The organism is Pseudomonas fluorescens, assembly GCF_000730425.1.
In the GTDB taxonomy this organism is placed as follows: Bacteria; Pseudomonadota; Gammaproteobacteria; order Pseudomonadales; family Pseudomonadaceae; genus Aquipseudomonas; species Aquipseudomonas fluorescens_X.
The window spans coordinates 2,745,041-2,759,770 of sequence record NZ_CP008896.1 but is presented as its reverse complement, the minus strand read 5'-3'; the positions used below and the strand labels follow the sequence as shown (position 1 = coordinate 2,759,770).

General features: G+C 58.8%; 19 protein-coding genes. 9 read left to right on the top strand and 10 right to left on the bottom strand.

Annotated elements, in window-relative coordinates; genetic code table 11:
- Positions 1–8 precede the first annotated feature (8 nt).
- From pmbA to HZ99_RS12130, 6 genes are all read left to right on the top strand, one after another.
- Positions 9–1,355 carry a metalloprotease PmbA gene (gene pmbA / locus HZ99_RS12155; protein WP_038443342.1) on the top strand — a complete coding sequence of 449 codons (1,347 nt, stop codon included), beginning with the start codon at positions 9–11 and terminating at the stop codon, positions 1,353–1,355.
- Positions 1,356–1,504: 149 nt separating this feature from the next.
- Positions 1,505–1,900, top strand: a complete 396-nt coding sequence (locus HZ99_RS12150) for a hypothetical protein (protein WP_038443340.1) — start codon at positions 1,505–1,507, stop codon at positions 1,898–1,900.
- Positions 1,893–3,269, top strand: a complete 1,377-nt coding sequence (locus HZ99_RS12145) for a class II fumarate hydratase (RefSeq protein WP_038443339.1) — start codon at positions 1,893–1,895, stop codon at positions 3,267–3,269. Before HZ99_RS12150 ends, HZ99_RS12145 begins: the two co-directional genes overlap by 8 nt.
- 27 nt (positions 3,270–3,296) lie before the next feature.
- Positions 3,297–3,740, top strand: a complete 444-nt coding sequence (locus HZ99_RS12140) for a hypothetical protein (RefSeq protein WP_038443338.1) — start codon at positions 3,297–3,299, stop codon at positions 3,738–3,740.
- A gap of 1 nt (position 3,741) precedes the next feature.
- Positions 3,742–4,353: a superoxide dismutase gene (locus HZ99_RS12135; protein WP_038443336.1), complete on the top strand. Its 612-nt coding sequence runs from the start codon at positions 3,742–3,744 to the stop codon at positions 4,351–4,353.
- A gap of 31 nt (positions 4,354–4,384) precedes the next feature.
- Positions 4,385–5,278, top strand: coding sequence for a ZIP family metal transporter (locus tag HZ99_RS12130; protein ID WP_038443334.1), 894 nt, complete (start codon positions 4,385–4,387; stop codon positions 5,276–5,278).
- 76 nt (positions 5,279–5,354) lie between these two features.
- On the opposite strand, the gene HZ99_RS12125 is transcribed toward HZ99_RS12130, so the two are convergent.
- From HZ99_RS12125 to HZ99_RS12080, 10 genes are all read right to left on the bottom strand, one after another.
- Positions 5,355–5,627: an HPr family phosphocarrier protein gene (locus HZ99_RS12125; RefSeq protein WP_038443333.1), complete on the bottom strand. Its 273-nt coding sequence runs from the start codon at positions 5,625–5,627 to the stop codon at positions 5,355–5,357.
- Between the two features lie 16 nt (positions 5,628–5,643).
- Entirely contained in the window at positions 5,644–6,501 is an 858-nt protein-coding gene (rapZ, locus tag HZ99_RS12120) for an RNase adapter RapZ (RefSeq protein ID WP_038443332.1), read from the bottom strand.
- Positions 6,502–6,503: 2 nt separating this feature from the next.
- Positions 6,504–6,968: a PTS IIA-like nitrogen regulatory protein PtsN gene (gene ptsN / locus HZ99_RS12115; protein ID WP_038443330.1), complete on the bottom strand. Its 465-nt coding sequence runs from the start codon at positions 6,966–6,968 to the stop codon at positions 6,504–6,506.
- A 12-nt stretch (positions 6,969–6,980) separates the two neighbouring features.
- Positions 6,981–7,286, bottom strand: coding sequence for a ribosome hibernation-promoting factor, HPF/YfiA family (hpf, locus tag HZ99_RS12110; RefSeq protein WP_032860085.1), 306 nt, complete (start codon positions 7,284–7,286; stop codon positions 6,981–6,983).
- A 75-nt stretch (positions 7,287–7,361) separates the two neighbouring features.
- Positions 7,362–8,855, bottom strand: coding sequence for an RNA polymerase factor sigma-54 (locus HZ99_RS12105; protein WP_038443328.1), 1,494 nt, complete (start codon positions 8,853–8,855; stop codon positions 7,362–7,364).
- 184 nt (positions 8,856–9,039) lie between these two features.
- Complete coding sequence (gene lptB, locus HZ99_RS12100) at positions 9,040–9,765, bottom strand: LPS export ABC transporter ATP-binding protein (RefSeq protein ID WP_029291791.1); 726 nt, start codon at positions 9,763–9,765, stop codon at positions 9,040–9,042.
- Positions 9,765–10,298, bottom strand: coding sequence for a lipopolysaccharide transport periplasmic protein LptA (gene lptA, locus HZ99_RS12095; RefSeq protein ID WP_038443327.1), 534 nt, complete (start codon positions 10,296–10,298; stop codon positions 9,765–9,767). Before lptA ends, lptB begins: the two co-directional genes overlap by 1 nt.
- Complete coding sequence (lptC, locus tag HZ99_RS12090; RefSeq protein WP_038443326.1) at positions 10,285–10,857, bottom strand: LPS export ABC transporter periplasmic protein LptC; 573 nt, start codon at positions 10,855–10,857, stop codon at positions 10,285–10,287. Before lptC ends, lptA begins: the two co-directional genes overlap by 14 nt.
- A gap of 8 nt (positions 10,858–10,865) precedes the next feature.
- Positions 10,866–11,390: a KdsC family phosphatase gene (locus HZ99_RS12085; RefSeq protein ID WP_038443324.1), complete on the bottom strand. Its 525-nt coding sequence runs from the start codon at positions 11,388–11,390 to the stop codon at positions 10,866–10,868.
- Positions 11,391–12,365, bottom strand: coding sequence for a KpsF/GutQ family sugar-phosphate isomerase (locus tag HZ99_RS12080; protein ID WP_038443323.1), 975 nt, complete (start codon positions 12,363–12,365; stop codon positions 11,391–11,393).
- Between the two features lie 287 nt (positions 12,366–12,652).
- Here HZ99_RS12080 and HZ99_RS12075 point away from each other — a divergent pair, with 287 nt between their 5' ends.
- The 3 genes from HZ99_RS12075 to mlaD are packed head-to-tail and all read left to right on the top strand — an operon-like array spanning position 12,653 to position 14,726.
- Positions 12,653–13,462: an ATP-binding cassette domain-containing protein gene (locus tag HZ99_RS12075; RefSeq protein WP_038443322.1), complete on the top strand. Its 810-nt coding sequence runs from the start codon at positions 12,653–12,655 to the stop codon at positions 13,460–13,462.
- Entirely contained in the window at positions 13,462–14,259 is a 798-nt protein-coding gene (mlaE, locus tag HZ99_RS12070) for a lipid asymmetry maintenance ABC transporter permease subunit MlaE (protein ID WP_038443321.1), read from the top strand. Before HZ99_RS12075 ends, mlaE begins: the two co-directional genes overlap by 1 nt.
- Positions 14,259–14,726 carry an outer membrane lipid asymmetry maintenance protein MlaD gene (gene mlaD / locus HZ99_RS12065; protein ID WP_038443320.1) on the top strand — a complete coding sequence of 156 codons (468 nt, stop codon included), beginning with the start codon at positions 14,259–14,261 and terminating at the stop codon, positions 14,724–14,726. Before mlaE ends, mlaD begins: the two co-directional genes overlap by 1 nt.
- Positions 14,727–14,730 lie beyond the last annotated feature (4 nt).

Sequence of the window (14,730 nt, the reverse complement as noted above, 5' to 3'; positions counted from 1 at the left end):
AGAAAACCATGAGTGCAGCCCAAAGCGTCGGTCCACAAGCATTACCGGCACTGCAGGAACAAGTTGAGCAGATCATCAATGAGGCCAAGCGCCAGGGTGCCAGTGCCTGTGAAGTGGCAGTGTCGCTGGAGCAGGGCCTGTCGACTTCGGTACGTCAGCGGGAAGTGGAAACCGTTGAGTTCAACCGCGACCAGGGTTTTGGCATCACCTTGTATATGGGGCAGCGCAAGGGCTCTGCCAGTACCTCGGCCAGCGGCCCGGAAGCTATACGTGAAACCGTCGCCGCCGCATTGGCGATTGCCAAGCACACCTCTGAAGACGAGGCCTCGGGCTTGGCGGATGCGGCCTTGATGGCGCGGGACCTGAAAGATTTCGATCTGTATCACGCCTGGGATATCACTCCCGAGCAGGCCATCGAAAAGGCCCTGGCCTGCGAAGCCGCAGCGTTTGATACCGACAGCCGGATCAAGAATGCCGATGGCACCACCCTGAGCACCCATCAGGGTTGCCGTGTGTATGGCAACAGCCATGGGTTTATCGGCGGCTACGCGTCGACGCGGCATAGTTTGAGCTGCGTGATGATCGCCGAGGCCGATGGCCAGATGCAGCGTGACTACTGGTATGACGTGAGTCGCCAGGGTGAGCTGTTGGCGGATCCGGTGAGCATTGGCCAACGCGCCGCGCAACGGGCGGCGAGCCGCCTGGGCGCTCGCCCGGTGCCAACTTGCGAAGTGCCGGTGCTGTTTTCGGCGGAGTTGGCGGGTGGTCTGTTCGGCAGCTTCCTGGGGGCGATTTCTGGGGGCAACCTGTACCGCAAATCGTCGTTCCTTGAGGGCGCGTTGGGGCAGAAGTTGTTTCCCGAGTGGCTGACCCTGGATGAGCGCCCGCACCTGATGCGCGCCATGGGCAGTTCGGCCTTTGATGGTGATGGCCTGGCGACCTACGCCAAGCCGTTTGTCGAGAAGGGCGAGTTGGTGTCCTACGTGCTTGGCACCTATGCCGGGCGCAAGCTGGGTTTGCCGAGTACTGCCAACTCCGGTGGCGTGCACAACCTGTTCGTGACCCATGGCGATGAAGACCAGGCGGCGCTGCTGCGGCGCATGGGTCGTGGCTTGCTGGTGACCGAGTTGATGGGCCATGGCTTGAACATGGTGACTGGCGACTATTCCCGTGGTGCGGCGGGGTTCTGGGTGGAGAATGGCGAGATTCAGTTCGCCGTCCAGGAAGTGACCATCGCCGGCAATATGCGCGATATGTTCAGGCAGATCGTTGCCGTGGGTAACGATCTGGAACTGCGCAGCAATATTCGCACTGGCTCGGTGTTGATCGAGCGCATGACCGTCGCCGGCAGCTAAACACCACTGTTACACGACAGCGCCGCCCCTGGGGTGGCGCTTTTTTTTGCCTGGAATATCACAAGGTTGACAAAGCTATAGGTTCAATAGCTTGTTTTGATTCTCAATATCATTTAATAATAAATATCATTATCGAGCGAGCGCGGATCATGAGTTCTGTCCTGCACGAGGATCCCTACCTGGAAAGCTGGCGCTGGATGAGTCGCCAGATTCGTTGCGGGCTCAACCCTGACGAGCCACGCCTGATTGAGCATTACCTGAACGAAGGCCGCTACCTGGCCTGCTGTACGGCCACGCACCCGTGGACCATTGCCGAGACCTCGTTCCGCTTGCTGATCGATACCGCCACCGATATCGCCTTGCCCTGGCACTGGCGCTCTACGTGCCTGGACCAGGCCTGGCGTCCGCTGCGCGACTTGGAAAACCTCTCTCACTGTGCCTGCCGACTCAAGCGCTGGCAGACGTTTGCCTGGCAATTGGCGACCTGCCAATTGTTGCCTTCTATTTCTCACTCCGACTTGGTGCAAGGATCTTCCGATGAGTAATACCCGTATCGAACGTGACAGCATGGGCGAGTTGCAAGTCCCCGCAGAGGCTTTGTATGGCGCCCAGACTCAGCGTGCGGTGAACAATTTTCCGATCAGCCACCAACGCATGCCGACCCAGTTCATTCGCGCCCTGATCCTGGCCAAGGCTGCGGCCGCCAAGGCCAACGTCGATCTCAAGCAAATCAGCGAAGGCCAGGGCAAGGCTATCGTCGAAGCCGCCCAAGGCTTGTTGGAAGGCGACTTCATGCAGCACTTCCCGGTGGATATCTTCCAGACCGGTTCTGGCACCAGCTCCAACATGAATGCCAACGAAGTGATTGCGACCCTGGCCAGCCGCCTGCTGGGCGAGCCGGTCAACCCCAACGACCATGTCAATTGCGGGCAAAGCAGCAACGACATCATCCCGACCACGATTCACGTCAGCGCTGCACTGGTACTGCATGAGCAGACCTTGCCGGCGCTGCTGCATCTGGTTGAGGTCATCGAGCGCAAGGCGGTAGAAGTCCACCCGTTCATCAAGACCGGGCGCACTCACTTGATGGATGCCATGCCGGTGCGCATGAGTCAGGTCCTCGATGGATGGGCACAGCAACTCAAGGCCAATATCGGTCACCTGCAGGGCTTGCTGCCAAGCCTCCAGGCCCTGGCCCAGGGCGGTACTGCTGTAGGTACCGGGATCAATGCGCATCCTGAGTTTGCTGTGCGTTTCAGTCAGCAACTGAGCAGCCTGACCCAGGTCCAGTTCACGCCGGGCAAGAACCTGTTCGCCTTGATTGGCTCCCAGGACACTGCCGTCGCCGTCTCCGGCCAGTTGAAAGCCATTGCCGTATCGTTGATGAAAATCGCCAACGACCTGCGCTGGATGAACTCCGGTCCACTCGCAGGCCTCGGTGAAATTGAGCTCGAAGGCCTGCAGCCTGGCTCGTCGATCATGCCGGGCAAGGTCAATCCGGTGATTCCAGAGGCTACCGCGATGGTCGCGGCTCAAGTGATCGGCAACGACAGTGTGATCACGGTCGCCGGTCAATCCGGCAACTTCGAGCTGAACGTAATGCTGCCGATCATTGCCCAGAACCTGCTCGGCAGCCTGGAGTTGCTGGCCAATTCGAGCCGTTTGCTGGCGGACAAGGCCATCGCCAGCTTCAAGGTCAACGAACCCAAGCTCAAGGAAGCGCTGTCGCGCAACCCGATTCTGGTCACTGCACTCAACCCGATCATTGGTTACCAAAAGGCCGCTGAAATCGCCAAAAAAGCCTATCAACAAGGCCGCCCGGTGATTGATGTGGCGCTCGAACACACCGACTTGCCCCGCAGCCAACTGGAAGTCCTCCTGGATCCGGAAAAGCTCACGGCAGGTGGCGTGTAATTACCGACCCTGCTTTGGAGGCTCACCATGGAGCACTGGAAACGCACGATCGAACGGGCCAATCGCTGCTTTATGCAGGGCGAACTGGTGGATGCCCGCGAGCATTACCTTCAAGCCCTGGCGTTGGCTCAAGTGTTGTTCGAGCGCTGGGGTGATGCCGACGAGGCGGTGGCAGCCTGCGTTATATCCCATCACAACCTGGCGGACCTGCATCTGCGTCTGAATCAGCCTGAAGAAAGCGCCGAATACCTCTGCGCCATTCACCAGCGTTTGCTGCAGGCCATGCAGGACACTCGGCTACCTCAGCCCTTGCGTGAGGCGGCCTTGCGTCAGAGCAGCAAGACCTACGTCGAACTGTTGAATTTCATCAGCGATCACGGCGAGTACCCCCGTACCCATCGCTTGCTGGGCAGCAATAGGACGCAGACGGATGCGTCGACCCGCAACAGCCCTTTTTATGGAGCACATTGATATGTCCTACACCTTGCCTGCCTTGCCTTACGCCTACGATGCCCTGGAGCCGCATATCGATGCGCAAACCATGGAGATTCACTACACCAAACACCACCAGACCTATATCAATAACCTCAATGCCGCCGTCGAAGGCACAGAGTTCGCAGGCTGGCCTATCGAGAAACTGGTCTCCAGCGTCCAGCAATTGCCGGAAAAACTCCGTGCTGCGGTGATCAACCAGGGGGGCGGGCATGCCAACCACTCGTTGTTCTGGGCGGTCATGTCGCCCAAGGGGGGCGGTAAGCCTGAGGGCGCCCTGGGTCAGGCGATTGATGCGCAACTGGGTGGTTTTGATGGGTTCAAGGAAGCCTTCACCAAGGCCGCGCTGACCCGCTTCGGCAGTGGTTGGGCCTGGCTGAGTGTGACCCCACAAAAGACCCTGGTGGTCGAAAGCAGTGGCAATCAGGACAGCCCGCTGATGAGCGGCAATACGCCTATCCTCGGTCTGGACGTATGGGAACACGCCTACTACCTGCTGTATCAAAACCGCCGTCCTGAGTACATCAATGCCTTCTACAGTGTTATCAACTGGCCGGAAGTCGCTGAGCGCTACCAGGCTGCACTGGCTTAATGCACTCTCATGACAAGACCTAAGGCCGACTATGGGCACTGAAACACTGGCGATCAGCAGCGTGCGAATGTTCCGCTATGCATTTGGCTCGCTGCTGCTATTGGCGGGAACTGCATTGCTGGTGGCCCACGGGCTGGCCTGGCTGAACCTGGAACCGCGGATCCTGCGCGCGCTGCAAGGTGGGGCGATCTGTGCGTTGGGCACGGCGTTGGGGGCGGTGCCGGTGCTGGTGATCCGGAGGATGCCGTTGGCGGTCAGCGACACACTATTGGGTTTTGGTGCTGGCGTGATGTTGGCGGCGACGGCGTTTTCCCTGGTCGTGCCGGGGATTGCCGCCGCCGAAAACCTGGGGCTGACGCCCTGGGCCTCCAGCGGCTTGATCAGCTTTGGCATCATGCTGGGGGCGTTCGGTTTGTTCCTGGTGGATCGCAAGGTTTCCGGGGCCAGCCCGGAAATGCTGGTGGGTACGCCTGACAAACCGGTGATTCCACCGCGTATCTGGCTCTTTGTGTTTGCAATCATCGCCCACAATATTCCCGAAGGCATGGCTGTCGGTGTCTCTGCCGGTGGCGGCATGCCCGACGCGGATAGCCTGGCCATGGGCATTGCCTTGCAGGATGTGCCCGAAGGGCTGGTGATTGCGTTGGTACTGGCAGGGGCCGGGATGTCGCGGGTCAAGGCATTCCTGATCGGTGCTGCCTCGGGTTTGGTAGAGCCGGTGTTTGCCGTGCTCTGTGCCTGGTTGGTCAGCCTGGCCGAGATGCTGTTGCCGCTGGGCCTGGCACTGGCGGCCGGAGCGATGTTATTGGTGGTGACTCATGAGGTGATCCCCGAGTCGCGGCGTAACGGCCATGACAAGCTTGCCAGTCTTGGCTTGTGCATCGGGTTTTGCTTGATGATGGCCATGGATACAGCGCTGGGCTGACGCGCAAACCAATGTAGGAGCTGGCAAGCCAGTTCCTACATAAGCCCGTACGCAGGGGGTTCAGGTTGGGCGAGGGCTATTCGCCTTCATCGAAGTAGTTGTTGATCAACTTCACCAGTGCATCCAGCGCTTCCTGTTCTTGCTCACCTTCGGTCTTCAGATGAATCGTGGTGCCCTTGCCGGCAGCCAGCATCATCATGGCCATGATGCTTTTGCCGTCGACCATGGATTCTGGTGTACGCCCGGCGCGGATCTGGCAAGGAAACTGGCCCGCAACCCCGACAAATTTAGCCGAGGCGCGGGCATGCAAGCCCAGTTTGTTGATGATTTCAATTTCCAGAGCGGGCATCGCGAAGGTGTTCCTTTCAGCTAAGGTCGCGGTGGCGAACCTGGACATTCTTGAGGGTTTTCTGCAAGACCTGGCCCAGGCGCTCGGTCAGGTAGACGGAGCGGTGATGCCCGCCGGTACAGCCGATGGCAATGGTGACATAGGCCCGGTTGCTGGCGGCAAAGCGCGGTAGCCACTTGAGCAGGTAGCTGGAGATATCCTGGAACATCTCCTCAACATCCGGTTGAGCTGCCAGGTACTCGGCAACTGGCTGGTCCAGCCCTGACTGATCGCGCAGTTCCGGTTTCCAATAAGGGTTTGGCAAGCAGCGCACATCAAACACCAGGTCGGCGTCCACTGGCATGCCCCGCTTGAAACCAAAGGACTCAACCAGGAATGCCGTGCCGGGTTCCGGCTGGTTCAGCAGGCGTAGCTTGATGGCATCACGCAGTTGGTAAAGGTTTAGGCTAGTGGTGTTGATCTTGAGGTCGGCCAAATCGATGATTGGCCCCAGCAGCTTGGTCTCGTCCTCGATGGCTTCCGCCAGCGAGCGGTGCGGGCTGCTCAGCGGGTGGCGGCGACGGGTTTCCGAGAAGCGCTTGAGCAGCGTTTCTTCGTCGGCATCCAGGTACAGCACATCGCAATGGATATGCTTGGCGCGTACCTCTTCAAGCAACTCCGGGAATCGCGTGAGGTGGCTGGGCAAGTTGCGTGCGTCGATCGACACTGCCACCAATGGTTGTGCCAGCTCGGTATGGATCAACGCGCGTTCGGCCAATTCTGGCAGCAGGCCGGCCGGCAAGTTGTCGATGCAATAAAACCCATTGTCCTCAAGCACGTTGAGGGCAGTACTTTTACCCGAGCCGGAACGTCCGCTGACGATGATCAAACGCATGATTAATGCCCGCTTTGCTCATCCAGGACAACCTGATACAGCGCCTCATTGGTGCTGGCGCTACGCAGTTTCTTACGTACTTCTTCACGGTCGAGCATGCTGGCAATCTGCCGGAGCAGTTCCAGGTGCGCATCGGTGGCTGCCTCCGGGACCAGCAGCACAAACAGCAGGTCAACCGGGGCGCCATCGATGGCGTCGAAATCAGTGGGGGTGTCCAGGTGCAGCAGGGCGCTTACCGGTGTTTCACAGCCTTTGAGGCGGCAATGAGGAATCGCGATGCCGTTGCCAAAACCGGTTGAGCCGAGTTTTTCACGCGCGATCAGGGCCTCGTACACATCTTGCATCAACAGTTCAGGCACTTCGCGACTGATCAGGTTGGCAATCTGTTCGAGGGCTTTCTTTTTGCTGCCGCCCGGCGCGTTCACGAGGGAACGGCCGGGGGTCAGGATGGTTTCAAGTCGAATCATGGGTGGGGAGTGTTAGCGGCCTGTGCCTTGAAGAAGGCTTTGCTGCTTTTCCTTATGCTTTTTGATTTGGCGATCCAGCTTGTCGGTGAGGTCGTCAATGGCGGCATACATGTCTGAATGCTCTGCATTGGCGACTACTTCCCCGCCGGGTATACGCAAGGTGGCTTCGATTTTCTGCTTCAGCTTTTCGACAGACATGATGACTTGCACATTGGTGATCTTGTCGAAATGCCCCTCAATTCGTTTGAGCTTCTCGCTGATGTAGGCGCGCAGCGGTTCGGTCACTTCCAGTTGGTGTCCACTGATGTTGACTTGCATACAGCTTCTCCTTCGTTGCCAGTGCATAAAGCGGCGGGTAGGAATACCCGCCACTGGAACGCTGTGGCCCGCCCGTCACATCAACCGCTTACGCTCGCTGGAAGGCGCGATCCCAAGGGACTCGCGGTACTTGGCGACGGTTCGACGGGCGACCTGAATGCCTTGTGCCTCCAGTAAACCAGCGATCTTGCTGTCACTCAACGGCTTTTTCTGATTTTCCGCAGCAACCAGTTTTTTGATGATCGCGCGGATCGCCGTGGACGAGCATTCGCCGCCTTCGGAGGTGCTGACGTGGCTGGAGAAAAAGTATTTCAGCTCATATATGCCCCGTGGGGTATGCATGAATTTCTGCGTGGTCACCCTGGAAATAGTCGATTCATGCATGCCCACGGCTTCGGCAATGTCATGCAGCACTAACGGTTTCATTGCCTCGTCGCCGTACTCCAGGAAGCCGCGCTGGTGTTCGACGATCTGGGTGGCCACTTTCATCAGCGTCTCGTTACGGCTTTGCAGACTCTTGATGAACCAGCGCGCCTCCTGCAACTGGTTACGCATGAAGGTGTTGTCGGCGCTGGTATCGGCCCGGCGCACGAAACCTGCGTATTGCGGGTTGACTCGCAGGCGTGGCACCGACTCCTGGTTCAGTTCCACCAGCCAGCGCTCGTTGTCCTTGCGCACAATTACATCGGGGACGACATATTCGGCTTCGCTGGACTCGATCTGCGAGCCGGGACGGGGGTTAAGGCTCTGCACCAGTTCAATGATCTGGCGCAGATCATCTTCCTTGAGCTTCATCCGGCGCATCAACTGGCTGTAGTCGCGGCTGCCCAGCAGATCGATATAGTCGGTGACCAGGCGTTGGGCTTCGGCCAGCCACGGGGTCTTGGCGGGCAACTGGCGCAGTTGCAGCAACAGGCACTCGCTGAGATTGCGTGCGCCGATACCGGCAGGCTCGAATTGCTGGATGCGGTGCAGGACCGCTTCGATTTCGTCCAGCTCGATGTCCAGTTCCGGATCGAAGGCCTCGAGGATTTCGTCGAGAGTCTCGTCCAGGTAGCCCTGATTATTGATGCAGTCGATCAGGGTCACGGCGATCAGGCGATCGGTGTCGGACATCGGGGCAAGGTTCAGTTGCCACAGCAAGTGGCTCTGCAGGCTCTCTCCGACGGAGGTGCGGGTGGTGAAGTCCCACTCGTCATCGTCGTTGCTGGGCAGGCTGCTGGCACTGGTCTGGTAGACATCCTCCCAGGCCGTATCCACCGGCAGTTCATTGGGGATGCGTTCGTTCCATTCGCCTTCTTCCAGGTTATCCACTGTGGGGGCGGTTTCCTGATAGGACGGTTCCTGGACGTCGGTGTTGGGTTTTTGCTCTATGTTGTCGGCCAGTGGGTCGGCATTGTCGAAGTCGTCGCCTTCTTCCTGGCGTTCGAGCATCGGGTTGGACTCCAGGGCCTCCTGGATTTCCTGTTGCAGGTCCAGGGTCGACAATTGGAGCAGGCGGATGGCCTGTTGCAGCTGCGGTGTCATCGTCAGCTGCTGGCCCATTCTCAGGACTAGCGATGGTTTCATGGCAGGGGCTTAACACCTTATTCGCCGGCGCAATGCGCCATCCACGACAGGGCGCGTGAGCGCCAAACATAAGCAAATTATATGCCTGATATCGGGGGCTTTGCCTAGAGCGCGGTAACAATAAAAATAATGAGGTTTTTATTGACTCCCGCGCCTGATGGCGAATGTCCTGGCACTACGGTGTTTACAGGCGGAACTCGTGCCCCAGATACACTTCCTTGACCAGTTCGTTGGCCAGGATAGTGGCAGAATCACCTTCGGCAATCAGTTGACCGTCGTTGACGATATACGCGGTTTCGCAGATATCCAGGGTCTCGCGCACGTTGTGGTCGGTGATCAATACGCCGATCCCCTTGGCCTTTAGGTGATGGATGATCTGCTTGATGTCGCCTACCGAGATCGGGTCGACACCGGCGAAGGGCTCATCCAGCAGGATGAACTTCGGTGCAGTGGCCAGGGCGCGGGCGATTTCCACGCGGCGACGCTCGCCGCCGGACAGGCTCATGCCGAGGTTGTCGCGAATATGGTTGATGTGGAACTCCTGCAGCAGGCTTTCCAGCTCCTGGCGGCGTCCGTCACGATCCAGCTCCTTGCGGGTTTCAAGGATCGCCATGATGTTGTCGGACACTGACAGTTTGCGGAAAATCGACGCTTCCTGTGGGAGATAGCCGATACCAGCCCGTGCACGACCGTGCATCGGCTGGTGACTGACGTCCAGGTCGTCGATCAACACACGCCCCTGGTCGGCCTGGACCAGGCCTACGATCATGTAGAAACAGGTGGTTTTGCCGGCACCGTTGGGGCCAAGCAGGCCGACGATCTGGCCGCTGTCGATCGACAGGCTGACGTCGCGCACGACCTGACGGCTTTTATAGGCCTTGGCCAGATGCTGGGCTTTCAGGGTTGCCATTACTGGGCCTTCTTCTTCGGCTGGATAACCATGTCGATGCGCGGACGTGGTGTAGTGACCTTGTTGCCGTTGGCGCGACCGGCATTGGCGACTTGCTTCACGGTGTCATAGGTGATTTTTTCACCTTCCGTGGAGTTACCATCGGGGCTCAGCACCTTGGCCTGGTCGATTAGCACGATGCGGTTCTGTTGGGCGTGATACTGGATGGTCTTGCCGTAGCCCTTCATTGGGCCAGGATCGGTAGCGGACTGCTGCTGCTCAAAGTAAGCCAGGTTGCCTACTGAAGTCACCACGTCTATATCGCCAGCCTGGGTGCGAGTCAGGGTCACCGTGTTGCCAGTGATCTTCATCGACCCTTGGGTGATGATCACGCCGCCGGTGTAGGTCGCGATGCCTTTCTTGTCATCCAACTGCGCATCGTCAGCCGAGATGTGGATCGGTTGCTGGCTATCGTTCGGCAGAGCCCAGGCGCTCACGCTTCCCAGTGCTGCGCCCAGACCGAGCAAAATAGGGAGGGTTTTAACGAGCCTCATACTGTCCTCTTACGTTCGATAGCAGGTGTATCCTGCTTTCTTTCAAATACGCTTTCATTCCTTTGCCAGTCGATACACCGCCAGCGCCGTCGATTCTAACGTCTTGCTCGGTCTGCGCATATTGCTTCTGTGGGAATACGGTCATGCGACTGCTGGTAATAATGGTCTCGCGCTTCTGGGCGTCGGTACGGGCAACGCGTACCGAGTCGATCAACTCCACTTCGGTGCCGTCCGGGTTGACCTCGCCACGCTTGCTGGTGACGTGCCACGGGAATTCGGTGCCGCGATACAGGTTCAGGTCCGGATTGGTCAGCAATGTGACCTCCGAGGCCTTCAAGTGTTCGACCTTGTCCGACGTCATTTCGTACTGCACCTTGCCGTCAGGCAGGAACTGCACGCTGTAGGCGTTGGTGGCGTAATAGTCGATGGCGCCCTGGTCGACCTGCGCAACAGGTTGGTCGAGGAAGCGCTCCGGGCTGATATTCCAGTAGCCCACCGCGAGGAACAGTGCGGCGATGGCTCCGAATATCAGGAAGTTGCGAATCTTTTTGCTCAGCATAGAAGGCTCTATAGGTAGGCGGCGTGGGCCGCTTCAAGGCTGCCCTGGGCTCGCAGGATCAGTTCGCAGAACTCGCGGGCAGCGCCTTCGCCGCCACGGGCCTGGGTAATGCCGTGGGCGTGTTCGCGGACAAACGACGCAGCATTGGCCACGGCCATGCCCAGGCCGACGCGGCGAATCACCGGCAAGTCAGGCAAGTCGTCGCCCAGATAGGCAACCTGCTCATAGCTTAGGTTGAGTTTGCCAAGAAGCTCATCCAGGACCACCAGTTTGTCCTCGCGCCCCTGATAGAGGTGAGGAATCCCCAGGTTTTGTGCGCGGCGCTCCACGACCGGAGTCTTTCGACCACTGATAATCGCAGTTTGCACACCAGAGGCCATCAACATCTTGATGCCCTGGCCGTCCAATGTGTTGAATGTCTTGAATTCGCTACCGTCTTCGAGGAAGTAGAGGCGACCATCGGTCAGCACGCCATCCACATCGAAAATCGCCAGTTTGATGGCCTTGCCCCGTTGCAACAGGTCGGTGTTCATTTACATCACTCCCGCGCGCAGCAAATCGTGCATATTCAGGGCGCCAATCGGATGATCGGCCTCATCGACCACCACCAGGGCGCCGATTTTGTGGTCTTCCATGATCTTCAGGGCCTCAGCCGCCAGCATTTCAGCGCGTGCAGTCTTGCCGTGAGGGGTCATGACCTGATCGATGGTCGCGGTATGGATATCGATGGTGCGGTCCAGAGTGCGGCGCAGGTCGCCGTCGGTGAAGACCCCGGCCAGGCGCCCGTCGGCTTCGAGGATCACGGTCATGCCCAGGCCCTTGCGGGTCATTTCCATCAACGCATCCTTGAGCAGGGTGCCGCGTTGTACCTGGGGCAGTTCATCGCCGGTATGCATCACATTTTCCACTTTCAGCAGCAGGCGACGGCCGAGGGCGCCACCTGGGTGGGAAAAAGCGAAATCTTCGGCGGTAAAGCCACGGGCTTCCAGCAACGCCACGGCCAGGGCGTCGCCCATGACCAGGGCGGCGGTGGTGGAGGAGGTCGGCGCCAGGTTCAGCGGGCAGGCCTCGTGGGCCACATGTACGTTCAGGTTGACTTCGGCGGCCTTGGCCAGCGTCGAGTCCGGGTTGCCGGTCAGGCTGATCAGCTTGATCCCCAGGCGCTTGATCAGGGGCAGCAGGGTCACGATTTCGTTGGTGGTGCCGGAATTGGACAGGGCCAGAATCACGTCATCGCGGGTAATCATGCCCATGTCACCATGGCTGGCTTCGGCCGGGTGCACGAAAAACGCCGTGGTGCCGGTGCTCGCCAGGGTGGCGGCAATCTTGTTGCCGACATGGCCTGACTTGCCCATGCCGACCACGACAACCCGGCCTTTGCTGGCCAGAATCATCTCGCAGGCGCGTACGAAATCTGCGTCGATATGGGCCAGCAAGCCTTCTACGGCTTCAAGCTCGAGGCGGATGGTGCGTTGTGCGGATTGAATAAGGTCGCTGGATTGGCTCATGTCTGAAATCGTATAGCCTGACGAAAAGTCGGCGATTATAGCGGTAATGATCAATTCCCTCACGCAAGTTCGTCAGGGTTTGTTCTACTCGGATGCGAGATCACGTTCAAATGCGCTTTTACCTGTCCTGTTTCTGAACAAGCTCTGCTGCGGCCTTGGGCGCTTTATGTCAGCAGTGATATAGTTCGCCGCCAGTTCGGTCCGCGCGGTCCACATGTGTCTAACTGTCGCAAGCAGTTGTCCCAAACATGGTGTCTGAGTGAGAAGCTGCATCCCAAGGAGTTTAGATGAGTGCCGATAACGCCTACGCGGTCGAGCTGAAGGGCCTTTCCTTCAAGCGCGGTACGCGCAGCATCTTCAATAACGTCGATATTCGCATTCCCCGCGGCAAGGTGACGGGCATCATGGGGCCGTCCGGCTGTGGCAAGACGACCCTGCTGCGTCTGATGGGTATGCAACTGCGCCCCACCGCCGGGGAAGTCTGGGTCAATGGCCAGAACCTGCCGACCCTGTCGCGCAGCGACCTGTTCGATGCGCGCAAGCACATGGGGGTGCTGTTTCAGAGCGGCGCTCTGTTCACCGACCTCGACGTTTTCGAAAACGTCGCGTTCCCGCTGCGGGTGCACACCCAGCTGTCCGAAGAGATGATTCGCGACATTGTATTGCTGAAGTTGCAAGCTGTCGGGCTGCGCGGTGCCATCGACTTGATGCCCGATGAGCTCTCCGGCGGTATGAAGCGGCGTGTCGCCCTGGCGCGCGCGATTGCCCTCGACCCCCAGATCCTCATGTATGACGAACCGTTCGTCGGCCAGGACCCTATCGCCATGGGCGTATTGGTGCGCCTGATCCGCCTGCTCAACGATGCACTGGGCATCACCAGTATCGTGGTTTCCCATGACCTGGCTGAAACCGCGAGCATTGCCGACTACCTCTATGTCGTCGGCGATGGCCAGGTGTTGGGGCAGGGTACGCCTGAGGAGTTGATGAATGCTGATAACCCGCGGATCCGCCAATTCATGACCGGCGACCCTGATGGCCCGGTGCCTTTTCATTTTCCGGCAGCGGATTACCGCGCAGATCTTCTGGGGAAGCGCTGATGCGCAAGACATCTTTAATCGAGAAGGTTCGCCTTTTCGGTCGTTCCGGCATCGACATCGTCGAAGTGCTCGGGCGTTCGACGATTTTCCTGTTTCACGCCTTGCTTGGCCGCGGCGGTATCGGCGGCAGCTTTGGCCTGCTGCTCAAACAGCTGCACTCGGTGGGCGTGATGTCCCTGGTGATCATCGTGGTCTCCGGGGTGTTCATCGGCATGGTGCTGGCGTTGCAGGGCTTCAATATCCTGTCCAGTTATGGTTCCGAGCAGGCAGTGGGGCAGATGGTTGCGCTGACGCTGCTGCGTGAACTGGGGCCGGTGGTCACGGCGTTACTGTTTGCCGGGCGTGCCGGTTCGGCCTTGACCGCCGAGATCGGCAACATGAAGGCCACTGAACAGCTGTCCAGCCTGGAAATGATCGGTGTGGACCCGCTCAAGTACATTGTTGCCCCGCGCCTGTGGGCCGGCTTCATCTCCCTGCCACTGCTGGCGATGATTTTCAGCGTGGTCGGGATCTGGGGCGGTTCGTGGGTAGCGGTGGACTGGCTGGGGGTCTACGAGGGCTCCTACTGGGCCAACATGCAGAACAGCGTGACTTTCAGCGGTGACGTGCTCAATGGCATTATCAAAAGCATTGTCTTCGCCTTTGTCGTGACTTGGATCGCCGTATTCCAGGGCTATGACTGTGAGCCCACTTCAGAAGGGATCAGTCGAGCCACCACCAAGACCGTTGTATACGCCTCGTTGGCGGTACTGGGCCTTGACTTCATTTTGACCGCCTTGATGTTTGGAGATTTCTGATGCAAAACCGCACTGTGGAAATCGGTGTCGGCCTTTTCTTGCTGGCTGGCATCCTGGCTTTACTGCTGCTCGCCCTGCGAGTCAGCGGCCTGTCGGCCAGCCCGGCCGCCGATACCTATAAACTTTACGCCTACTTCGACAATATCGCCGGTTTGACGGTCAGAGCTAAAGTGACCATGGCCGGTGTGACCATCGGCAAGGTCACGGCAATCGATCTGGACCGCGACAGTTTCACCGGCCGAGTGACCCTGCAAGTGGACAAGAAGGTAGATAACCTGCCATCTGACTCCACGGCGTCTATCCTCACGGCGGGTCTGCTGGGCGAGAAGTACATCGGTATCAGCGTGGGCGGGGAGGAAGCCTTGCTCAAGGATGGTTCGACCATTCATGACACACAGTCGTCGTTGGTACTGGAGGACCTGATCGGTAAATTCCTGCTTAACACGGTTAGTAAAGACGCCAAATGAGGAG